18 protein-coding genes are annotated in these 23,349 nt (G+C 57.4%); 5 read left to right on the forward strand and 13 right to left on the reverse strand.

The window, feature by feature from the left end; genetic code table 11:
- The 3 genes from CFB04_RS12715 to CFB04_RS12725 form a co-directional block, all read left to right on the forward strand.
- A partial coding sequence (locus CFB04_RS12715) for a cytochrome-c peroxidase (protein ID WP_088536827.1) occupies positions 1-1,037 on the forward strand: 1,037 nt, incomplete at its 5' end.
- 192 nt (positions 1,038-1,229) lie between these two features.
- Positions 1,230-1,700: a DUF3015 family protein gene (locus CFB04_RS12720; RefSeq protein ID WP_088535618.1), complete on the forward strand. Its 471-nt coding sequence runs from the start codon at positions 1,230-1,232 to the stop codon at positions 1,698-1,700.
- A gap of 80 nt (positions 1,701-1,780) precedes the next feature.
- The gene (locus CFB04_RS12725) at positions 1,781-3,715 is read left to right on the forward strand and encodes a DUF4105 domain-containing protein (protein WP_231934178.1); all 1,935 of its coding nucleotides are present in this window, start codon (positions 1,781-1,783) and stop codon (positions 3,713-3,715) included.
- Positions 3,716-3,736: 21 nt separating this feature from the next.
- Here the strand turns inward: CFB04_RS12725 and CFB04_RS12730 are convergent, their stop codons facing one another.
- Together CFB04_RS12730 and CFB04_RS12735 are read right to left on the reverse strand one after the other, a co-directional pair.
- A complete protein-coding gene (locus tag CFB04_RS12730) occupies positions 3,737-5,584 on the reverse strand; it encodes a glycoside hydrolase family 15 protein (RefSeq protein WP_088535619.1) in 1,848 nt (615 codons plus the stop codon).
- Entirely contained in the window at positions 5,565-6,692 is a 1,128-nt protein-coding gene (locus CFB04_RS12735) for a glucose 1-dehydrogenase (RefSeq protein WP_088535620.1), read from the reverse strand. Before CFB04_RS12735 ends, CFB04_RS12730 begins: the two co-directional genes overlap by 20 nt.
- A 239-nt stretch (positions 6,693-6,931) precedes the next feature.
- On the opposite strand from CFB04_RS12735, the gene CFB04_RS12740 reads away from it, so the two are divergent.
- Both CFB04_RS12740 and CFB04_RS12745 read left to right on the forward strand, forming a co-directional pair.
- Positions 6,932-7,603: a heavy metal response regulator transcription factor gene (locus CFB04_RS12740; protein WP_088535621.1), complete on the forward strand. Its 672-nt coding sequence runs from the start codon at positions 6,932-6,934 to the stop codon at positions 7,601-7,603.
- A 284-nt stretch (positions 7,604-7,887) separates the two neighbouring features.
- Positions 7,888-8,403, forward strand: coding sequence for a hypothetical protein (locus CFB04_RS12745; protein WP_088535622.1), 516 nt, complete (start codon positions 7,888-7,890; stop codon positions 8,401-8,403).
- 57 nt (positions 8,404-8,460) lie between these two features.
- Here CFB04_RS12745 and CFB04_RS12750 read toward each other — a convergent pair whose 3' ends face one another.
- The 11 genes from CFB04_RS12750 to CFB04_RS12800 form a co-directional block, all read right to left on the reverse strand.
- Positions 8,461-9,684 (reverse strand): cytochrome C, encoded by a 1,224-nt coding sequence (locus CFB04_RS12750; RefSeq protein WP_157698791.1) that lies wholly within the window; start codon positions 9,682-9,684, stop codon positions 8,461-8,463.
- Between the two features lie 413 nt (positions 9,685-10,097).
- On the reverse strand, positions 10,098-10,400 hold the full coding sequence (locus CFB04_RS12755; RefSeq protein ID WP_088535624.1) for a hypothetical protein: 303 nt from the start codon (positions 10,398-10,400) through the stop codon (positions 10,098-10,100).
- 43 nt (positions 10,401-10,443) lie between these two features.
- The gene (locus tag CFB04_RS12760) at positions 10,444-11,340 is read right to left on the reverse strand and encodes an NHL repeat-containing protein (RefSeq protein ID WP_088535625.1); all 897 of its coding nucleotides are present in this window, start codon (positions 11,338-11,340) and stop codon (positions 10,444-10,446) included.
- A gap of 4 nt (positions 11,341-11,344) precedes the next feature.
- Positions 11,345-12,628 (reverse strand): cytochrome c3 family protein, encoded by a 1,284-nt coding sequence (locus CFB04_RS12765; protein ID WP_088535626.1) that lies wholly within the window; start codon positions 12,626-12,628, stop codon positions 11,345-11,347.
- A gap of 16 nt (positions 12,629-12,644) precedes the next feature.
- Positions 12,645-14,609, reverse strand: coding sequence for a cytochrome c3 family protein (locus tag CFB04_RS12770; RefSeq protein WP_231934179.1), 1,965 nt, complete (start codon positions 14,607-14,609; stop codon positions 12,645-12,647).
- A gap of 51 nt (positions 14,610-14,660) precedes the next feature.
- A complete protein-coding gene (locus tag CFB04_RS12775) occupies positions 14,661-16,373 on the reverse strand; it encodes a peptidyl-prolyl cis-trans isomerase (RefSeq protein ID WP_088535627.1) in 1,713 nt (570 codons plus the stop codon).
- Positions 16,363-17,541 (reverse strand): hypothetical protein, encoded by a 1,179-nt coding sequence (locus CFB04_RS12780; protein ID WP_088535628.1) that lies wholly within the window; start codon positions 17,539-17,541, stop codon positions 16,363-16,365. Before CFB04_RS12780 ends, CFB04_RS12775 begins: the two co-directional genes overlap by 11 nt.
- Positions 17,513-18,115, reverse strand: coding sequence for a GNA1162 family protein (locus CFB04_RS12785; RefSeq protein WP_088535629.1), 603 nt, complete (start codon positions 18,113-18,115; stop codon positions 17,513-17,515). The genes CFB04_RS12780 and CFB04_RS12785 overlap by 29 nt, the downstream gene beginning before the upstream one ends.
- Before the next feature lie 83 nt (positions 18,116-18,198).
- Positions 18,199-20,442 carry a hypothetical protein gene (locus CFB04_RS12790; protein WP_157698792.1) on the reverse strand — a complete coding sequence of 748 codons (2,244 nt, stop codon included), beginning with the start codon at positions 20,440-20,442 and terminating at the stop codon, positions 18,199-18,201.
- A 12-nt stretch (positions 20,443-20,454) separates the two neighbouring features.
- Positions 20,455-21,906, reverse strand: coding sequence for a YncE family protein (locus tag CFB04_RS12795; protein ID WP_172825503.1), 1,452 nt, complete (start codon positions 21,904-21,906; stop codon positions 20,455-20,457).
- Positions 21,903-23,243: a cytochrome C gene (locus CFB04_RS12800; protein ID WP_304441137.1), complete on the reverse strand. Its 1,341-nt coding sequence runs from the start codon at positions 23,241-23,243 to the stop codon at positions 21,903-21,905. The genes CFB04_RS12795 and CFB04_RS12800 overlap by 4 nt, the downstream gene beginning before the upstream one ends.
- Between the last annotated feature and the right edge of the window lie 106 nt (positions 23,244-23,349).

Here is a 23,349-nt window from a genome sequence, read left to right on the forward strand (position 1 = left end):
CTACACGGTTCGGAAACAGGAAACCCCCCGCGTCTGCCTACGCCGGCTACAACCCCGTCCTTGCCTGGCACGGCGGCATGGGTGGAATGGTTCCCGGGTTCGTCGGCGGCCTTTTCTGGGATGGAAGGGCCACCGGATGGACACTGGGCGACCCCTTGGCGGAACAGGCGATGGGCCCATTCCTCAACCCCCTGGAAATGAACAACCCGAACGAGCGTCTCGTATGCAATAAAGTTCAGGGATCTGAGTACGCAGGCCTCTTCATCGGAGTCTGGGGTAACGGTTCGCTCAACTGCGCCAAAGACCCGAAAGGGGTATACAGGCGCATAGCGGAGTCGATTGCAGCTTACGAGAGGTCCACCGAGGTCAACCCCTTCAGCTCCAAGTTCGACCGGTTCTGGGACGCTGCTAAATCGGTGCGCCCGCCTGTGACGATGATCAACATGATGAACAAAAACAGGTTCAGGAACCTTGGCCTGGACGACATGGAACTGATGGGGCTTGCGGTATTCAACAGCAAAGGGAACTGCTCCAGGTGCCACCTGCTGCAACCGATGCATGGCAGCCCCTATCCACTTTTCACCGACTTCAGATACCACAACCTTGGAATCCCCAAGAACCCGCAGAACCCCTTCTACGACATGCCCAGGAAATGGAATCCCGACGGCGATGCGTGGGTGGATCCGGGTCTTGCGGGTTTCCTCGCAAAAGTGCCCCAGTATGCGGACAAGGCGGAAGAAAGTCTCGGAAAGCATCGAACGCCATCACTCAGAAACGTGGACAAGCGGCCGGAGGAGGGTTTTGTCAAAGCCTATGCACATAACGGATACTTCAAGAGCCTGATGCATATCATCCACTTCTACAACGTGCGTGACGTCGATCAGGACTGCAGCATCAGCACCAGCATGGGAATGCCCTGTGTCGATCCTCCCGAGGTGCCTCAGAACGTCAACACACAGGACCTCGGGAACCTGCAGCTGACCCAGCAGGAGGGAATGGCCCTGCTGCGCTTCCTGAAGACACTCTCCGACGAATGACAGTAACAAAGGGGGCCCCTGCGGGTCCCCTTTTTCACCTCTCCCCCGCGCTCAACTCGATCGTTCACCCCTTGCAAAACGAAGTTTTTACGGGAGAATTATAATTAACACAAAGCCCGTATCGCCGGTTTCCTGCCGTTGGCGGCAGTGTTCATTGATGCTACGGCACCAACAACAGAGAGGAGGTATGTCATGAAGAGGATTGCAATCGGAATAGCACTGAGCCTGGCTATGTCGGGAGCGGCGTTCGCGGCCGGGGAAGCGGCCAAGAACACCGGTTGCGGGTTCGGCACGTTGCTCTGGGAAAACAAGGCTGATAATTCGTCCCTGTTTCAGGCTTTCCAGGCGACAACCAACGGCAGCTCAGGCAGCCAGACCTTCGGCATTTCGTCGGGCACCCTCAACTGCGATCAACCGTCGAAGTTCGTCCGGAACGAGAAGCTGATGCACTTCGTCCAGGCGAACATGGACAATCTTGCGAAGGATGTGGCGATGGGCAGAGGGGAGACGCTGGATGCCTTCGCTGAACTGCTTGGGGTCGCTCCCGGGGAAGCTGAGGCTTTCAAGGCGAAGCTCCAGTCAAATTTCGGGAAGGTTTTCACTTCCGAACAGGTGGTACTGGCAGATGTAATCGACAACGCCGTTACCATATCCCGTAACTGACGCGAACAGGGGCGGAAGGGGGCGCAGATTTTCCTTCCGCCTTTCCTTCCTTGCCGGCACCTCCCGTCACCAGAAAATCGATGATGAAAGTATTTCGCCATTCGAACAAGCTCCCCCTGGCATTCGGGACAATCCGCCTCCTATTCATCCTGCTGCTTACGGCAATGTTTCCCCAACCTGCCTGGCCGCAGCAGGACGCACTCCTGGAACATCTCGAACAGAAGGCCGGGCAGCTCAAACTGCATGAGGAGAGGGAATGGACGGTGCTCCTGCATTACAGGAAGACCTGGTCAGGCGGCTACGTCAGCAGGATAGACGACCCGAAATTCTTCCTTTCTCCCACAGGCAGAACCGATCCTGAGGCGGAACTGCGGAGGACGTTGAGAGCTTTCTTCACCCCAAGTCCCGAAGAGGGCATGCACGCGTCATGCAGATTCCCGGCACGCTTCGATTGGCTGATTGCCCGGCTCGGCATCGACACATCGCAGTTACCCCTGTTTTCCTGCTCGGAAAGGGACAAGATACTGTCCGACGTGGAGGGCAACTCCGCCGTGATGGTATTCCCGGTCGGCCACATCAACAGCCCCGCTTCGATGTTCGGCCACACGCTGCTGCGCTTTGATGGCGAAGGTAAAAGCAGCCTCGTCTCCTTCGCCGCCAACTACGCCGCCGCCACAACCGACACCAACGGTTTCATTTACGCATACAGAGGGCTCTTCGGGAGATACAAGGGGTACTATTCGCTCCTTCCCTACTACCTCAAGGTCAAGGAATACAGCGACCTGGAACACCGGGATATGTGGGAATACCGTCTCAAACTCTCCCCTGAAGAGGTTCGGAAGATGCTCAATCACCTCTGGGAGCTGCAGAACATCCATTCCCCCTACTACTTCCTCGATGAAAACTGTTCTTTCAATCTCCTTTACCTCATCGAAGCGGCAAGGCCGGACCTGCACCTGACGGACCGGACAGGGATACTCGTCCTGCCGACCGATACGATCCGCATTCTCCGCGAAAGCGGGTTGTTGGAAGAAGCACGCTACCGTCCTTCACAAGGGTCCAGGATCCGGCGTATGCTCTCCCTGCTCGGGCCGGAGAAACAGCAGGCCGCATTCGATCTCTCCAGGCCGGGCCAGAGCATGGAAATCATCCATAATATGGATCTTCCTGATCGTGAGAGAATGGCTATTCTCGACCTGGCAGCGGAATATGTGCAGATGAAGTTTGCGCGGAAGGAACTGGAAAAGGAGGAGTACACGAAGCACTACCTGAAGCTTCTGGAGGAAAGGAGCAGCCTGGGGAAGCTACCCGAAGGGCTTTACAATGTGGAGGAGCCCTCCAGACCCGAAGAGGGGCACGAAACCTCAAGGCTGGCAGTCGGCGGGGGTGTGCGGAGGGGGAGGCCGTTCGGGGAGGTGGAAGTGCAGCCGGAGTTCCACGGGCTCCTCGATCCGGACCGGGGATATCTGAAAGGCGCACAGATCAAGTTTCTCGACACCGCCGTCAGGTACTATTTCTCCGACGAAAAGTTTGAGCTGAAGCGACTGCATATCCTCGACATCCTCAGCCTCTCCCCCCGGAACATTTTTTTTCGCCCCCTCTCCTGGAAGGTCAACACCGGACTGGATACCGAACCGCTCCGGGAAGGGAGGGACCGTCTCATATACCGGCTCAATACCGGCGGCGGCTATTCCTACTCGTCCCCCTGGAACGGGATCTGGTACGCGATGGCTGAAGTCGATGTGAATGCGGGTGAGGGCATTCGCGGAGGGATCACTGCCGGACCGGGTATCGGTATAGGGGGGCTGGAACAGCTGACGGAATGGTGGAAAGCGCATCTTTCCGCACGAGGTTTCATCTACAAGGTCGGGGATGACCGCTGGTCGCTGAAACTCTCCCTGGCCCAGAGCCTGAGCTTCGGCCGAAACGACAGCCTGAACATCCTGCTGGGACAGGAAATAGTCAACAACCACTCCATTTTCGAGGCGGGAATGCTATGGAACCACTACTTCTGATACCGTGCATGAAGCCCCTTCTCAGGAAGCATGCCGGTCCCCGAGCATTCTGTTGAGATTGAAGGCGGCGCTTATCAGGGCGAGGTGGGTAAAAGCCTGGGGGAAGTTTCCCAACGCCTCCCCCCGGTGCCCCGTTTCTTCGGCATAAAGCCCCAGGTGATTGGCATATCCCAACATCTGCTCGAATATGAGCCGAGCCTTGTTTACCCACTGCGGGTTAGCCTGTCTCCCCCGAATCAGGGCCTCCACGAGCCAGAAGGTGCACATGTTGAAGGTCCCTTCCTCCCCCGTCAGGCCGTCGAACGACTTCTCCGGATCATACCGGTAAACCAGATTGTTGGCTAGAAGGCCTCCGTTGCGCGGGCTTTTCATGACAGCCTCGATGGTTCTGATCATCCGGGGGTCCGTGGGAGACATGAAAAAGACCAGCGGCATGATCAGGTTGGAGGAATCCAGGTGGTCGCTGCCATAGTACTGGACGAATGCCTGCCGCTCCTGATTCCACCCGCGGCTCATGATGTCTTCGTAGATACGGTCGCGTATTTCCAGCCATCTCCCGCGCTGGGGGGCGGGAAATGACCGCTTCTCCGCAAGACGCAACCCCCGGTCCAGCGCCACCCAGCACATGAGCTTGGAGTAGACGAAATGCTGCCTCCCGGAGCGAACCTCCCATAGCCCCTCGTCCTCCCGATGCCAGTTTTCGCACACCCAGTCCAGGAGGACCCTCAGATGTCCCCATAACTCGTAGGAGATCGGCGTCCCGTGCTTGTTGAAGATATAAACCGAATCCATCAGCTCGCCGTATATGTCCAGCTGTAGCTGCCGGTATGCGCCGTTTCCTACCCGTACCGGCCCAGCACCCCGGTACCCCTCCAGGTGATCTAGGGTAACTTCAGTAAGGTCGTGACGGCCGTCAATCCCGTAAACTATCTGGAGAGACCCGTCCGGCTCGATCTCGTGGCAGCGATGTTCGAGCCACTCCATGAACCTTTCCGCCTCTTCCGTCAGTCCGATTCGCATCAGTCCGTAAAAGGTGAAGGCTGCATCCCTGATCCATGTGTACCGGTAATCCCAGTTGCGAACGCCTCCGAGCATCTCAGGCAGCGAGCAGGTCGGGGCGGCGACTATGGCTCCGGTGGGCTCGAAGGTCAGAAGTTTCAGGGCAAGAGCGGAACGATGCACCATGTGGCTCCACCGTCCGGAATAGGTGCATTTGGAGATCCATCGTAGCCAATAGTTAACCACCTCCGAAAGAATGGCGCCCGACTCCTCCTCCGACGGGAAAGCCCCCGCACCCGATCCCGGCTCGGTTTCCCCGAACAGGAAAGTGGCTGACTCCCCCTCCCTGATCGTGAAGTCGGCGGCAACCCCTGTCCCGAAAGCTGCAAGCGGAACGGCCGCGGCAAGTCCCATATGCGTACCGGGAGCACTGAACGACGCACCCCCGGGAGTGATGGTTACCTGATGCATGTCACGGGCGTAATTGAAGGCGGGAAGGCATTCCGCAAAGAGAGGAACTTCCCCCAGAACCCCCTGGACCCGCCTGACGAGCTTCCGGCCATACTTCCGGGCCCCGGGAGTCTGTGAGGGAAGCATGAAGTCGTATATTTCGGCGACACCGTCGGCAGAGAGGAAGCGTGTGATGAGGACGTTGGTCTCAGGCCAGTAGAGCTGCTTTTCGGTGAGGCACTCACAGGAAGGGTATATTCTGAACCGCCCACCCTTCCTGTCATCGAGAATGGCGCCGAAAACGCTCGGGGAATCGAAAAAGGGAAAGCAGAACCAGTCGATGGACCCGTTCTTACCCACCAGGGCGACCGTGTGCATGTCGCCGACTATGCCGTAATCTTCAATTGGAAGATATGCCATGGCCTCCATCCTGTCCGGTCATTTTCGAGACTTCCACCACGAGCTTGACTGCCTCACCCGCCGCGAACAGCTGCGTAATTCTCTCGAACTTTTCCAACCCTTCTATCCGGTGGGTCAGGAGCCGGGAAAGCCAACCAGGCCACTGCAACTCGCACTGGGCCAGGTCCTTCACCCCGGCCTCGAAATCTCCCCTGCCCGCGTTCACCGTTCCCACGACCACCTTGTTCCCCAGCACGATTCCACGATTGATCCTGTCCGCGGGAACAGTAACGGTTCGTCCTCCTGCGGTCAGACTTGCGAGAATCAGGACGCCGTTCTTGCCGAGGATGTTCATGGCCTCGAAAGCTACGGGAGAATATCCGGTCGCCTCGAAAATGATGTCGAACGGGCCATGCTCTCGCGAAGCCTCCTCCAGAGAAACATCTTCGGTGCTGAAATAGCGTCCGCCCAAGGCATGGATGAGGTCGGAGTTGTAGTAGGGGGGCCTTTGAAGGCCGAATGTGCAGACCTGCAGGCCACGGAGCCGGAGCGCCATGGTCGCCAGCAGCCCGATGGACCCGGCACCGAGGACGGCAGCTCTCGCGGGACGCCACACCCGCATCCGGCGCTGGATTTCGTACGCCTGCCCGACCCCTTTTTCAATCACGCCCGCCGGCTCAAGCAGCACCCCGACATGCTTCAGCCCGGAAGGCACCTTTACGAGGAACTCCGGGGCCTCGACGTAGTATTCCACCAGGTAACCATGGAGGAGGTTGATCCCGCGTTCCCGGTAGTCGTCGTCCGTCGTCATGTCGTACATGCCCAGTGCGTCGTAGACCGATCCTCCCGGCCGCCGCACCGTTGCCACCACATAATCTCCCGGGGCAAACTCGTCGACATCGGATGCAACCGCCTCGACGACTCCCAGCGACTCATGCCCGAATATCAGGTAATCGTCACCGGGAGGAGGGTTCCCATAGAGAGCGGAAATGATCTCACGGTCGGTCCCGTCGAGGCCTACCTGGAGAACCTTCACCAGCACCTGCCGGTTCGAGGAGAGGGAGGGCCGTTCGACATCCCGCAGGTGAACGGAATTTTTCCTTCCGGGAAAAACGGCGACCGCTTTCATATTCTCGCCTCCGCATGTTACGCCAGCGGCCCGGTCTGTTGCGGCGTCACTGTCACCGCACTGCCGATGGTCCCGGTCCCGCTGACGGCAATGACTCGCCGCCATGCAATCAACGGATGGTGCACATGGAAAAAAGTGTAGCAGAGGATCGGCTCAGGGAAAGAGAGCCCGTCGATCCTTGCGAGCGATTGTATTGATGAGAGATATGCAGTAAACTGAATATCGGGAAGGACAAAAAAATGCGAGTACTAGTCGTTGAAGATGAAGAACGGATCCTGAACTTCCTCCGCAAAGGTTTGAAGGAGTACGGGTACACCGTCGATACGGCGACGCTGGGGAATGAGGGGCTGCAGATGGCCCTCAACAAAGAGTACGACCTGATCATCCTCGACATCATGCTTCCTGGAATGGATGGTTACAAGGTCATGGAACGCTTGCGTGACGCCAGAAACGACACCCCTGTTCTGTTCCTCACAGCACGGGATGCCGTCCAGGACCGTATAAAGGGGCTTGAGCTGGGGGCAGATGATTACGTCATCAAGCCGTTCGCTTTTTCCGAGCTGGTCACTCGAATGAGAACAATTCTCCGGCGCGGGCCCATCAAGAGTTCAGAAATAATCCGTGTAGGGGACCTGGAAATGGATGTCACGGCACACCGGGCCACCAGAGAAGGGAAGCGCCTCGATCTCACCCCCAAGGAATTTTCCCTCCTCTCCCTGCTCGCACGCCGGTCGGGAGAGGTGCTGACCCGCATGAGGATTGCCGAGCGGATTTGGGATGTGGACCTGGACAGCGATACCAACGTGGTCGATGTGCACATGAGGCGCCTGCGGTCGAAGGTCGATGATCCGTTCCCCAGAAAGCTGATCCATACGGTAAGAGGTGTCGGATACGTCCTGGAGGAGCGGTAACTCCTGCAGAGATGTGACTTCTTCTTTTCTCCGATCATTACCGTATCGCAATGTTCCCGTAATGTTTCCGAGATGCCGGCTCACCTTTTTTGCGAAGTAACCCTGCCTTTTAACACCCACTGCCCCCTGAAGATGATCATGAACCCGTTGTATCTGCTCACGCTGCATCTCCGAAAGATGACGAGACGCGCCTCTTCGACTTTATTGCAGCCAATCACGCATTAAGAGCAGGTCTTGGCATTCTCCATGCTCCTGTAAGGGAAGGATCGAAAGGAGAAGATAGTATGTTTGCCAAGGAATTCTCATCAGACCTGGCTTTCGAAGCAGACGGAACAATGCTCGTTCTGCTCAGCAGCAAAAACGAATGTGCCGGGTACTCTCTTACCCGCTGCAGCCGGCGCGGTGATCCGATGGAGCGTCTTGAAATAAAGGATTCTCCTCCTGAATTCGAGGAGTTCCATCCAGACTCCCTGACATGCGGCCATGGCCAGATCTACCTGATAGACAGAGCGGGGATGAAGGCAGTAGTCACCGATGCGAAGGGTGGTTTCAAGGCAGGCTACTTCATCACCGCCGACAAAAAAGGAAGCAGTGAAAAATCTGCGGTAGAAAGTTTCCTCATCGACGACGATGGTAATATCTCGTTCAACCTCTCCTGCAATTCCGAGCCTGTGGTGATTTCCTTCAAAGAGGATGAACCGAGCACCGTCACCTGCGTCACCCAGCGCCCCCGGGACGGCCTGACCCTGGGTCTCATCGCATTCGTCGGCTTCTTTGTCGGCTGCTACCTCGTCGCGTAGGAGCAGAATGACTGCGGCTGAAATTTCTGCCTCGCTTTCACCTCCAGCACGCCCTTATCAGTCCCTGGGATGGCACTTGTTGCAGAGGCTCCTCTGGAACGGGGCGAAGGCACCGGGACGCCTGTCATAGTAACCCGCCCTTGTCTCCAGGGTGGTCCGCCCCTGCGCAAACCGGGAAGACTCCGGATCGTCGGTACCCGGGTACCTGCCGTTCGCGACGATGAAAGTCGCGCCAGTATTCCACCTCGTCATGCTGTCCCACCCCGAGGCGTGAGCCCGGTGACAGGTGAGGCACATGACGTTAGCCGTCGTGCCGGGGTCGGGGCCGGAGGAGGCCGCCCCGGAAGCATGCGCAGCACCCTCCATAACGGCATGTTCATCCGTTACCATCTCATAGGGGACCAGTGACGAGTAGGAAGAACTCCACGATCCGCTAAGGTCCCCGGACGCGACGTACGAGTTGTAGTTGGCGGCTATGCGTCCCCCGAGTACGGCCTCCGCTCCCGCAGGATGGCCGAATCCTGCGCCTGAATGTACGGACGTGTGGCAATTGCGACACCACTCGGACATGCCTCGGCCGTAGGCGACCCTCGTGTCCCCCGCCGCCTCGCTTCGGTTGTACACCCGAGGTGCGATCGCAGCAGGAGCATCGGCAGTGAATGCAGGGATAGACGGATCGTTTTTAGGCCGGTACCCTGCGCCCCCCAGCATACGATACGAGCCCGACGGCTGCCGTACGGACGTGAAGCCCTCCACAGCCCGACTCGCACCGTGGGGATTGTGGCAACTTACGCAGGAGAGGGCATCGACGGGGAATATACCGCCCGGAGCATGGAGATGTGTCCTGTCGCCGACATAGCCGAAGTCCCGGGCGACGATATTATGGCCGTGGCGTTCTCCGGGGCTCGCCTCCTCGCCACCAGACGCTCCATTCTCCCTGTCGGTCCACCAGTAGCTCTTTTTCAGCCAGCCGAAATCTCCACCCGGCGTCAGCTGCCTGGGCGGAATTCCCGGCCCCATGACCGCGGGGGGTGTAGAGACATGGTACTGCTCACCCGGTCCCGCAGCCGGTCCCTCGTGGCACAGGAGGCATGTTGATCCTGCATCGGAACCAATCAACATACTTCCCGTGGCAGCCTGGCCGGCACCGGTCTGCCTGCCGTGGCAACCATCGCAACTGCCCGTGCCCGTGTGAAACAGAGCCGCGCCATGACCTGCGGAAACCATGGCCGTAACTATCAGAAAGACCACCGCCCCGGCTGTCCGCACCCCATTAGACACGTGTCCCTGCTCAATCCAACCCATAAGCACCCCCCGAGCGACAACAATCTTCATAGCAAATGTGAAACCAGCGCCAATGCGCGACAAGACCTTGATATTTTTAGGTTAGATCATTGGAAACAGCTGATCGCATGATCAACGGCTGCGCAGCACTGTAATAAAAATGAATCGCTACAGCTTCATGATCGGCACATGTTCATTACAATTGAATGACATTTACAGCAGAAGACTCTAATCTTCAAGGGTTAAATGGGAGCGGCTTGTTTTACAGGTAGAATGACTTGCAGGGAGGAAAATGTTTATCGCCGGAAAAACAGGGGAGAGGATGCAAATATTATAGTGCACTTGTGGTGGCCGGGAGGACGGCACTTTACACTGCGAAGGCTTTCTGGTGGAGAGACGTAGCTGCCAGGTTACCGGGAGCTGCGGGAATTCGAGCCCCCGATGGAATCGCATCCGGAGGAGCCGTTGATGTTTGCAGGCGCTTTGCGGGGGTAGCTGCCTGATTCTGTTTCAACTGGTGCAAAGGTAGCCCTGGAGTGGCACCCGCCACAGTTGCCCGTGCCGTCGTCAGGCAGGAATGCTCCGCCGCTGCATATCCCGGCACCCAGGAAGGTGGCCATCACCAGGATGACCACCTTCCGCCGGTTTTTTGCCGCGCGTGCAGCTGCGTTGAGCCGATTGAAGTATGCGTCGTCTAGAAATTTCTCTTTCATGATGTAACTGTGCCGTTCAACCGCCGTACCTGATGTCCGGCGGCTATCGTATCATCTTGAACATCTGGACACGGCTGTTGTCGCGGTCCGTCAGAAAGAAGTCCCCATTGTCGCCGATGCATGCCTGGGAAGGGTAGTGTACGAGGCCGGACTTCCTTCCCATGGCGAGCTGGCGCCCTTGGAAGGAACCATCCTGCCCGAGGATGATGATGGCGCTGCCATTCTGGTCGGTAACGTAGATACGCCCCTGGTTGTCGGTGGTGATCGCCGCAGCAAAATCGAGGTACTCCCTCAGGGATCCGCCGAGAGGCTTGAATTCCTTCGCCTCGCGTCCTGCGACATAAAGCACCGATTTGGTGCTGTCGAGCAGCAGGATGTTTCCTTTGGAATCAACGGCTATATCGGACAGAAAGCCGTAACCTCCAGGAAAAGGAATTTCCCCTGTCTTCTTCCCAGCCGGATCCAGGACGGTTACCCGCTCCTGGCGGACGTCCAGGATATAGATCGCATCGTTTCCATCGATGGCGAAGCTCTTGGGAGCTGCGTTAGCCCCCGCATCGACATACCCTGCGAAAGCACCATCCGGGCTGATCCGTCCCACCCGGCGCTGCTTTCCGTCCAGCACAAGTATCTCCCCCTTGCTGCTCAGGTGCACCCGTGTGGGATAGGGGAGTTGGGAAACCTTAAGCTCGGCTCCCGGCTTCAGGCTATCGTTCTGTACTGAATAGCGGACAAGTCGGCCATTGCCGGTGTCGGCTACTACGATCCCCCCTTTGGAGCAGGCGACCCCTTCAGGGAACTTCAGGTAGCGCCCCTTGTCGTCGAGGAACTCGCTCGCCGCCGGCTTCAGCTTCAGATTCTCGGCCGCTTTTGCCGCAACGGGACAGGATACGGCGGCAATTCCCGCTATAGCCAGGCAAAGGAGTTGTTTCCGTGTCATTTTGTCACCTCTTGAAGTTGTCATGGCATTGCGTGCAAAGTTCCGTCGTAGTCGGAGCGGTGAGCATCTTCTTGTATTCGGTGCCATGGGACTTGTGGCAGCTGAGGCAGCTCAGGGAAGTGCTCTTGTTCCTCGGGTCCTTGAACTTCTCGCCGATGGGGTGCGTCGAGTGCTTGCCCCAGTCGTGGCACGACGCGCTGCACATATCGAAGTCGGCAGGTTTCACCGTCAGGAAAACGTTATCGGACGCATGAGGATTGTGGCAGTCCGTGCACCTGCCGCCCGCTACCGGTTCATGCTTCGACATCAGTTTCCCCTGCCGCTTCATGGTGTCCTGGTGGCAGCTGCCGCAAAGGTTCTGCATGGAATCCTTGAGTATCCCCTTCTGCTTTCCGGCATGGGGGTTGTGACAGGAGAGGCACCCCTCCTTCCCGATCAGGGGCGCATGGACCCGGTTTTTACCGAAGGTGACATTGACCATGTCGTTATGGCAGCCCCTGCACAGCTCGGACCCGCTCTTCTTGGTCTTCAGCGGGTTGGCGGAGGTCGCTTCCTCATGACACTGGTTGCACATCTTGTTCGCAATCGGCTTGTGCACGTTGTTGTAGAGGATTCCCGGCATGTTGGAGCCGTGAGGGTCATGACAGCCGGTGCAGCGGGCCGAAGCTACGGGATAATTCATGTGCTTCTTCACGAAGAGGGGCTTGTCGGTCTTATGGCACCCGATACAGAGCCCGTTGATGTCGTTCTTGAGAAGATACGGGAACTTTCCCGAAGCATGCGGATCATGACAGGTAAGACAGCTCTTCGCCACGGGGCTATGCTTGAACTTCATCTTTCCAGCCGCTTCCCCCATCTCCTTGTGGCAGGCGAAGCAGAGCTGATTCCCTGCGCCGAGAAGATTGAATTTATTGGCGGCTGCATGGGGGTCATGGCACTTCATGCACTCCCCATCCGCTACCACCTTGTGGGTGCTGGCCGCCTTTGCAGGAATGACGGTGTCGTGGCAGGTAAGACATACCAGCTTCACATCTGCTGCGAGCATCTTGCCGTGATTGGAGGTGTGGGGGTTATGGCAGCCGTTGCACTCCCCGTTTTTAAGGGGTGTATGGACGAAAGGCCGGGCCATGGTGTCCTGGAACGTCGGGTGGCATCCGAGGCACAGCTTCCCCTTCGATCCGGGCTTCAGTTTGTACACAAGGTCGTTGTCCCTGGCGTGGACCGGCTGTACCAGGAACATCCCGGCTGCGGCCAATATTAACATCACTGCTCTCTTACGTATCTTCATGGTGATGGCTCCCTGTTTACTTTGCCACGATATGGCATTCATCACACGACCGTCCGGCGAACGGCGCATGCACCTTGCTCTTGAAGAACTTCGGGTCGTTGGAGGCATGCGGGTCGTGGCAGTTCATACAGCGAAGCTCGGCCGGTGAGATGTCGAGATGTGCTTTGCCGAAAGAAGGTTTCCCGTAGTCGTGGCACTGCTCGCACAGCCCCGAAAGCGGCTGCGCCGCCAGAGAGGGCTCAGCCGAAAAATGGGGCTTGTGGCACGTCTGGCAATCCTGCTGTGCCGGTGAATGAGGCTTCTCCTTGGTAACCTTCTCGTTCACGTTCTTATGGCAGGTGAAGCAGAGGTCCGGACTCTGGGCAAAGAGCAGTTTGTTCAGCTTCGCCTTATGCGGGTTGTGGCACTTGGTGCATTCCCCGCCGGTGAAGGGCCCATGGCTGCTTTTTGCCTCCTTCATCCCTTTCTGTACGTCGGTATGGCAGGTTGCACACAGGACATCCTGAGGCGATTCAAGCATCCCCTTGACGCTGCTCCCGTGGGAAGCGTGGCAGGTAAGGCAGTCCCCATCCATAAAGGGCTTGTGGTTCGTCCCCGGCTTCTCTTCCTTCATGAGGTCTGCATGGCAGGGAGTGCACAGCTCGGGCACCTTCGCCTTGAGCAGTTTTCCCATATCGGAGCCATGGGCCTTGTGGCATGAGGCACAGTCGGCGGTCATCACCGGCTGGTGCGTGTAGGTCTTCTTGAACTTGGTTTCCGCATCGGAGTGGCAACTGTAGCATACGGTGTCCATGCGGTCCTTCAACATCCCGCTGAAGTTCGATCCGTGCGGATTGTGGCAGTTGCCGCATTGCCCGGAACCGAAGGGGAAATGCACGTTCTTGCTCTTCTCACCCTCCTTCGTCTTCGCATGGCATGGGTAGCAGAGATCGGCGCCTTCCGCGACAAGGAGACGTTTAAAGGGAGCCGCATGGGGTTTGTGGCAGGAAAGGCAGCCTTTACCGGTGGTGACAGCACCGTGTCCTGCGACCATCTTCCCCGACTTGTCCTGATGGCAGCTGAAACAGAGCTGGTTTCCTTCCTCCAGCTGCAGTTTCACATGCTCCGACGCATGAGGATTGTGGCAGGAGAGACATTCAGCCGCCTTGAACGGAGAATGCTCCACAGTGCCGTTCCCTTTCATGGTCTTGGCGTCATGGCAGTTGGCGCAGAGCTCCCCCCCCTTCTGCGTGACGCCGAAAGGCTTGGCATCGGTAGGAGCGTTGTGGCATCCATCGCACCCAGCAGTGGCAACAGGGTTGTGGACGCTCTGCTTCAGAAGCTTTCCCTGGACCGAGGAATGTGGATTGTGGCATCCGGTACAGCGCTGGCCTTCGACAGGGTAGTTCCCGTGGGCCTTTTTGAAGGAGGCTTTGGAGCTGTCGTGACAGCCCAGGCAAAGCGCGGGCTCGGCCTTCTTCAGGAGCCTTTTTTCATCGGAGCTGTGGGAAGCATGGCACGCTCCGCATCCCTCCTTCAGCAGGACCTGATGGACATTTTTCTTTTCGTAGTCCTCTTTCTTGTGGCACTGGTAACAGACTGCGCTCCCCTCTGCTTTCAGGAGGTGAGGGTATTGCGAGGCGTGCGAATTGTGGCAGGTGGAACATTTTCCGACCTTGAGGGGAGCATGCACGTTTGCCTTGTTCAGGCCGATCTTCTCTTTGGCATGGCAGGTATAGCAGACCTGGTTCCCCTCCTTCTTGAGGAGAAGCTTGGCCACGATACCATGGCGCAGGTGGCACTCCTCGCATTTCTTCTCCTTCACGCTGGTATGGATGTACTTCATCGAGGAGTACTTGTCCGCAAACTTCGTATGACAGTCCATGCAGTCTTTGCGCGCGAATTTCTTCGCGGCATGGGCATCGGTTCCCGTCACAAAAAGAAGGCCGATCAGCACAGCCAGTGACCAGACACTCCTCTGCAGGTAGTTATGAATACGCATGAATCTCTCCTAGCTGTTGAAGACTGAGGTTGTTCACTTTCAACAACCTCCCTAGTTCTTGAGGTCGACGTAGATCTCGATGTCCGACGCTTCCCGCAGTTTCGCCGCCCACCCCTCGACGATCTTGTTCAATTTCTGGAAGTACAGCGTCTTCTTGATGTCTTCCTCCACGTCCTGCAGCGGCTGCTCCCTGGCCGGGACCATATCTAGAATATTCAGCACGTAATACTCGCGCTCTTCGTCGTAACGCCGGTATTCGCCCGCCTTGACACCCGTCAGCGCCTTCTGGACCCCTTCAGGCAACTGTGTCTTGACGATGAGGCTTCCATCGAAGTTGAGCTTGGGTGCGGTCAGGAGACGGCCTTCGGCATTGGACTTGAACCATTTGAAGTCCATCCCTTTTCTCAGCTTCTCGACGGCCGCTTCGGCATCCTTGGCCGATGAAAAAACCATCGCGTCGATCTTGAACATCTCGGGATATGTGTACTCCGCCAGGTGCTCCTTGTAATAGGCCTGCACGTCGTCGGCATTCAACCTGACCTCCGGCCGGGCAACCTTCTCCACGAAGGCGCCGAAAAGAACGGAAGCCTCGAAGTCGGCCACCTTCTTCACAACATCCGGGCTCTTGTCCAGCCCCTGCTGGAGTGCCTCTTTCTCAAGGACCCTGTCGGAATAGATCTTCAGCAGCAGTTCCTGCTTCGCTTTGTTCACCTTCTTTTCAGTGACGGCGGATTCAACTCCGTGAAAGAACTTCTCCTGGATGGCAGCGGCTAGATCACTCACCGTCACTGCTTTCATCCCCTCTATCTCCGCTATGGTGCGGGTATCCTTCAGAAGCATCTCGAAGCCCGGCTCCTTCGCCTCGAAATCAAGACCGTCCAGAAGTTTCCTGTCCTCCTTGACGTGCTTTTTAATCAACTCCTCACGATAGGCTTTGAGGGACTTTAGCCGTGCTTCCGTGAGGACCTGGCTCCGTGCCTTCTCCTTCATCTGCGGGTCCTCTTTGGAACGGACATCGTCGATCTTGAAGATCAGGTAACCCGCCTCCAGTGGAATCACGGGGGTAACCTTACCCGACTTCATGCCGAGCAGCACCTTCAGGATGCCGGGGGAGAAGCTGGCGCGGGTGACGTACGTCGGGTCCTTGGTCCCCTCGGCATGCTTCCCGTTTACCGCCTTATCGTAAACGGCTCCGAAATCCTTGCCCGCCTTCAGCTCTTTCGCCGCTTTCTTCGCCTGGGCCTCATCCTTGAATACTAGCGACCTCAGCTTCCACTCTATGATGCTCGCCTTGTATTCCTTTTCAATTTCCGCTTCATCAGCCTTCACGTCCTTGACCCGCTCCGCCATCAGTTTTTCACGGATGGTCTTCCGGGTATTCTTATCAATAAGCTCCTGTATCTCCGGGAGCTGGTCCAGTCCCATGTTCCTGGCTTCCTGGATGATCACCCTGGAATTGATGAGCCGGTTGAGGACCTCGGAGAAATCCTGCTTCTTCATGGAGCTCCCTGCGCCCTTGGCCATTCCTTCGTGGAGCATCGAGAGAGACTCGTTCAGCTCTGCGCCGGTTATGACCTCGTCGTTGACTTTTGCAACGGCAGAGGCTGCAAACTCAGGCGCGAAGAGCATATCCGCTATATTACCCTTACCCGTCTCCGCGGCACTTCTTTCCCCCACCGGCGCTGTCTCGGCCGCAAAAGCCGTGACTCCCGACAGAATACCTACGCATACGACCACTTTTGCCAGCAATCCGTTACTTTTCATGGTGCCCCGCTTTCTCGTTCGGGTTTTCGGATACTTTCGACCCGTCCCGTCTCCATTCACCTTTAAGCATGCCGTTCACGACGGCCTGCGTCATCTTCTCCGTCAGCGCTGCTGCTGTGTAAGTCCTGCCCCAGTCATAGAAGAAAACACCGTCGTCCCCTGCGTTATAGCTCTTGGAAGCCCATACGATCTTCTTCCCCGCCCCGTCAAAAAGCTGGACGGAAAAATCGACCTTCGGCTTACCCACGCCGCCGATGTAATCCTGATACTCGAATACTTTTCCGGTCAGGATGAGGTCCGCCTTCATGTCGAGGGCGATCAGGTCAACCTGGGGGAGCGCGACTCCCTCTTCCATGATGATCCTCATCCTGAGCATCTTGTTCCTGACGATCCCCGGCTCCACTACCCGGAAAGCCCCGGTGTCCACAAGCTGTTTCACGAAATGGAGGACCTGTATCTCTCCGGCATTCTTCCGCATACTCTGGTTGACGAAGGGAAGAACCACTATGACCGGCTTTTGATTCCCGGATTCATCTATGGCATTGAAAGCTACTTTCGGCAGGAATCGCCCGGATACCCCCGGTTGCTCCTTCTTTGCCGCCAGCCCCCCCGCCATCGATTGCACCAGCGCAGTCAGCGCTTTATCTCTGAGTTTTGCGGGTTCGATTATGTACCCGAGATTGAGAATGCCCGGCTCCTCGTCACCTGTCATCGGAACGCTTTTCATCCAGAGGATCTCGTTGCTTTCCCCGGTAGCCACGAGCCGCGACAGCAGGCCGATCTTGGGAGGAACATCCTCGGTGTACAGCTCCAGCGACGTCACAAGGACTGCATCGACCCCCAACTGCTCCTTCAAAGCCCGCGACATCTCTTCGTCGATCCCGCCCGTATAGCGCACCCGCTGCGAGGCGAGGAATTTCAAAAAAGAATCTTCGTTGCAGAGCGTAATGCCGCTTCGCGACATCTTGTCGAGCAATTCGCTCCGGATCTGCGGCAGCGGTACGGCAGTGCCGCTGAGGTTTTCCACGGGAAGAACCGCGACCCGCAGTGTCCCCGGAAATTCAGAAGAGCTTCCCCTCGCTCCTGCACATCCGGAAACCAGACAGATGACCGATAAAAGCAGGGTGAGGCTGAATGCCCTATTCGAAAAGTTTAGTGATAATCTCATTGAGACACTTCTCGGTCAGGTCGTTCAGTGGCCGCCCCCCCCCGCCCAGAAGGCGGTCGCTGAAACCTATTCCTCCCTTGGTGCACGATGCCGTCCAGACTACCCTCCCTGTCTGTGCTTCGATCATCTGCATGCTGACCGAAATCACGTCGGACGATGCGGTCCCCGACCGCACCTCGCCATATTCGCGTATTACCCCCGTTATCACCGCATCGACCTTGGTCATCTTCGCAAACTTGACGACTTCTTCCGGCGTGGGCGTGGCCGCGTAGGCAATGCTGGAGGCTGTGATGCCCCGCGCCACTTCGCCTTGCGGCACGACATAGAGCGCACCCGTTCCGAGAAGAAGCGTGGTGAAAACATCACGAACTCTCTCGTTGGCAAGCTGGTCCTTGGAAAGGTTCACAAAAGGCATCACCGCAACGGTCTGCACCGAACCGAAATCCATGTTGGGGTCACGGTACGTATCGGGCGATGCGGCACATCCCGCCGTGACGGCCAGAACGAGGATTAGTCCTCCCCTCCTCAGTGCCGCACCCGCTGATCGTGCGAATCGTCTTCCTGCTTCGAACATCGGTTCCTCTCGTTTCTAATGAGTGTGTTGCATATGATACCGCACTTTCAATGAAACGGTAGTGCGCCCCATCACAATGTGGGTCAGAAAGTGAATCGCGCAGCCGCATTAAGGCTGTACGAGTCGATCTGCTGCGTCGTGGAGCTGCTCCTCGTAATCAGGTACGACAGGTCGAAATAGGAGCTGCTGCGGAAATACCACCGGAGGCTGTTCACCAGCGACCGCGTTTCCTGCGAGCCTTGCGAAGCGGCACTCTCGTTGTACGAAATGTTGTACAGAAGGTTCCCTTCGCGAAATGGCGCCCATGATCCCCCCAGTGTCCTTATCAGCTGTGTCTTCTTGTCGGTTTCCGTGGTCACGGCGAGCGACCCGAAGAGATAGGCGCTCCTGAAGGGGGTCAGGGTGAAGGATATTTCGTTGTCCTGCTTGTAGGAAGTCGTATCGGGGAGGCCTCCTCCTGCCGACCACTCCTTCTTCCCGGAAACGCTGAGGTTGATGTTCGCCTTCGGATGCGGAACAAGATTCGCGCCTGCGATGAAAATGGCATTGTCCGATCTCCTGTCGATGGCTGAGATCCCCCGGCTCACCCCACCGTTGAGAAAGACATTTATCCCCCGGTATAGCTCCGCCGTGTTGTTGAGAAACAGCGAATAACTGCTGGTGGTCGCCCCCTCCGAGTCTTCGTTTCGACCGCTGAACAGGAGAGAACTCGTAAGTGCCGGGACGGGTACGGCCGTCAGCGAGGCGCTGTATACCCAAGCCGACCGTACTGCGGACGGGTCGAAAGAGTCTTCCCGGGTGATCCGCCCGCTCGTCGAATAGATACTGCTGAACTGGTGAGTGAGCGATAGTGAGTTCGTCACGAAGTATCTCTGGGAAGAGCCGGTATCGGCATTGAAATGATCCAGTGTGAAGTTCAGATCGTAGAAAACCGAAGGCTTGTCGAAGATCCTCACCCTGCTGTTCATCTCGTAGTGCCCGGAAATGCTGCTGTTCTCTCTCGCAGACGCGGGAGCAAAAGCCTGCAGCCGAACTACGTTGGCGGCAGCCACGCCGGGGCTGCCGGCAAGAGGCTCCGGAAGCGATACCGGGGTAGTCACTATCTTCAGGAAAAGCCTGCCGCTCCCAGGGGTCGTTATGGTGGGAAACCTGAACTCGAATCCCCTCGTACCGTCACCGAAATCCTTGTTGAAAACTCCGGGAACCACCCGCTCGAAGGTCCAGTCGATCCCGTTTTCGCTGGTGTACAGGCTCCAGGTGAAGCCGGCGGGGATGTTCTGCCCCGAGATATCCTGGTCCACCAGCAACCTGATGACGTTAACCGAAGATCGCGGAGGAAGCTCGATGCCGAAGTTGCGGGTTCTCGTGTCGGGTAGCCCCGCCACGTTGAAGAAGGCGATAGGGGTGTTGGCGCTCCCTGAGACGAGGGGATCGAAGAGATCGAGGGCACCCGAGTTTAAGGGATCTACGGACGATACGACACTCGTATCGATTATCTTGAAATATCCATGCACCGGGACCACGGGAATCATTACCTGGGCAAGGTCGGCGGCGTGAATGCGGGTCGACTGTGATGAAATGTTGTAGGTGGAGTATAGTGAGACCCTGCTTCTCCAGAACGTGTCGTTGTAAGCGATCCGTGCGTTCTGGTTCAGCGAGGTGATCTCCTGATCCCGCAGCTTGTCCTGCAGGTTGCTGAAAAGCACCTGGTAGGTGAGGTCCAGGTTCTTCAACAGGCTGTATCGGGCCGTAACGGTGACGGAATCGTTGGCCGAGTTCTGGAACGATCTGTCGGCATCATAGAGGTCGATATGTGTGTAGAAGGTGTCGATGGCCGGAAGGCCCTGCGGCCTGAAACCGAGCTGCGCATTGTAGGTGTCGTTGATGGAGGTGAAGGATGGAGCCCCTGCCGTCCTCGTTATTTCCTGCCTCCTGGAATACCCCGTCCCCGCCGAGACAATCCCGTTGTTGAAACGAAGGTTGGCGAAGGGAGAAAGCCTGGTCTGCCTGCTCGCGAGGGAGTTGGAAAGGCTGCCTGTCTCCATCTCGAAGTCGCTCCTGTTAAGCTCGATGTTTCCTCCGGCGGAAAAGGTGAGGTGGGGATAGAGCGTGCGGTCCAGCGAAAGGTTGTACCGCTGCATGAGCGCCGTTCCTGCCGTCTTCCCCGAAGTCCCCGCCGCATCCTCGGTTTTCGATTCTGACTGGGAGAAGCTGTACTCCATGAAGCCGGAAATCCCGTCCGCCTGCACGAGCCGCGGCAGCGACAGACACATGAGCTGAAGCAGGATTCCCCGGATCAGGTGCAAAAGCTTTTTTTTCGCAGCCATACCCATCCCGCCCTACTTCTCTCCGAAGAGAGCCGCCAAATACGGCTCCTCTCCCACGTCTATCTGCCCTACCACTTTCTTGCTCACCAGGTTCACCAACTGCACCGTCGCCGAGCCAAGGCGCACCCCGACCAGGTTGTTTTCGTCACCATCGATGGTGAGATATGAAATACCCTCCTCGGCCGGAATTGAATCCACAGGTATGTAGGAATAGGAATCGAAGATCTCCGTCTTCCCGCCGATCCGGTAACCAGCGTAGATAAAATCGGTGGAAGGATTGATCTTCAGTGCGGCAATACCCATCCCTGCATAAACCCTTTTCTCTGCGGAAAAGGAGGCCGGGTTGATCACAAGGAGGTAGGGAGACATGCTGTGGCTGACCACCAGCCTGTCCCCTTTCCGGTTGAACTGTCCCCGCATCGGTCCCGACTCGGTGGGGATGGTCGCGGAAACCAACCTGGTCGCCACGTCGATCACGGAAATGCTGTTGGAGAGAGTGTTGAAGACGTAGATCTTGCGCCCTTCTCTGTCCATCACGAGCGTAGAGGGACGGTTTCCGACATTGACCCTGGCAGCTTCGGTTTGAGAGAGGGGATCGAGAAAGCTGACGGTATTGGAACCTGAATTGACAGTAATCAGAATACGGCCGTCGGAGGCCAGGGCGATTTCGCGGGGAGCGTCACCGGGGTGCAGGCGGATCCTGGAAATGACCTCGTTTGTGTTAGTATCGATAACCTCTACGGCATCGTCACCGGAAACGGCCACATATGCCTTTCGCTGAAGCTGGTCTATGGCGATTCCAGCGGGAGCCCTCCCCGTCCCGATAACACGGGCGACCCTGGCAGCACGTTTGTCGAACACCGTGACGGTGTCGGACCCTTCGTTGGACACGTAGCCTGTAACGGAGGGGAGCGGATTTTCAGGAATGGAGAGACTGAAAACCGGATCGAATCCTATCCCCCCTTTCAGCGATTCCCGCCCCTTCAAGACTGCGGATACGACCGTCGCTTCCCGCTTTTCGACCTGAAAGGCAAGCTCCTTCCTTGCCGGTTTTTCGGGGAGAAGAAGTGCCGCGTCCCCATCCTCGTTGTGCAGATGTGCCTTGGCGATCTTGAAAATAAAGCCGGAATATTCCCCCGCCGGGAGTTCACCCACTGCAAGCAGGCGCTGCCTCCGTACCGCACCCCCCTGAAGCTCCGACATCCTCAGGGCTAGCGGCACCTCCACCCCGTCGGCCTTCACTGCGGAAATCCCGGCGAGGGAGAAAGTTATCCGGTCGGCATCCTGTGGAAGCGGCTCCATGTACAGGTAGAGCGCACCGCTCTGCGGGTCGGAAAATGGTTTCCTGATCGTCCCGGTACTTCCGGCACATCCGGCGACCATGATGACGGCTATCCCTGCTGCCAGCATCCTGACCACTCCCGCCATTCCGGGCATACGTTTTTCAGCTGATGTCTTAGTCATTGCGGCACCGTCGAATGGCATTTCTCACACAGCCCGGGCTGCATGGGGGAGAATCTGGTAACGGGTGTATTGTAATTTGCGGCGGCAGCTTCAAGTTCCGTTCTCCCCTGCCCGTATGGCTGGAACGGCTCCCCCGCCTGTGAATACTTACCGTCGTACACGATGTAGCTGCTCCTGGTGTTCCACCTGGTCGCGCCACCCCACCCCGACGCATGGGCGCGGTGGCAGGTGAGACACATTACCTGCGGAGTTCCGTTGCCGGTATTCGGCCCGGCGGTGGGCGTACCGGTCACAGCCTGCTTCAGGGCAGAGTAATTTGCACTTCCGATCTCGAAGGGAACAAGGGAAGAGTAGGAAGAGCCCTCGATGCCGGTCAGATCCCCCTGCTTCACATACTGATTGTAGTAGGAGACTATCTGCGAACCGAGAATACCTGAACCGCTTCCGGATGGATGCCGCAGACCGGCGGCACTGCCGTTATGAATGTTCGGATGGCAGTTCCTGCACCACTCGGACATTCCGGCCCCGTAGGCCACCCGGGTAATGCCTGTCTCTTCGGAACGATTGTAGTTGGTCGGTGCTACGGCAGCCGGTGGGTTACTCGTGAAGGCAAATCCGGCGGTGACGGGTTTAGGGTGATAGCCGGCACCCCCCAGCAGCCGGTAGACACCAACCGAAGCTGCAGAGTCAGGGTTGGGACTGCTTTCATAGGAGCCTGAGCTTTTGATCGGTTTACCGGTCCTGGAAATGGACCCGTCGGAGTCTCTGCGGTATATGCCGTGTGGATCGTGACAGCTGATGCAGGAAAGATTTGCCGCGGGATAGCTCCCGCCTGGAGCCGTGGTCTTTGTGCTGTCGGCGAAGTAGCCGTAGTCGCCGGCTACGATATTGTGGCCGTGGCTGTCGCCGTTGCTGGAACCGAGCGGGGCTCCGAAGGAAGGAATCCAGGTGTAGGTTTTTTTCAGCCACCCGAAATCGCCGCCGGGGGTGAACTGCTGCGGGGGAACACCGGCCGGCATATCTGTGGGCGCAGTGCTTATTTGGTGCGGGGTTGTGCCGGCGGCAAATGAGCGTTGATGGCAGTTGAGGCAGACTGAGCTGGAGTCGCTCCCCTTGAGCAGGTATTGCCCCGACTGAAACTGCGGCAACGTGCTTACGACTGGCATTCCTTCGGAGGAATTATGTATGGTGTGGCACCCCTCGCATTCGCCGGCGCCACCGTCGTGAAAGGCGCTTGCCTTCTCCATGGCCAGCACGGAGGCAAAGGCAGACAAAGCTATGATGAACACAGATGATGCTTTCAAAAGCGGTCCCTTTGGCGTCCAGCACACGGACACCTCAACCTCCTCGGACATCACATTACATTTCCACTCCGTTATTCATCTCATATTTGCTGCCGAATAGCTGTGCCTCCGGTCACAACTGGCGGCTGGATTTGGTCGG

Source organism: Geobacter sp. DSM 9736 (assembly GCF_900187405.1).
Lineage (GTDB): Bacteria > Desulfobacterota > Desulfuromonadia > Geobacterales > Geobacteraceae > DSM-9736.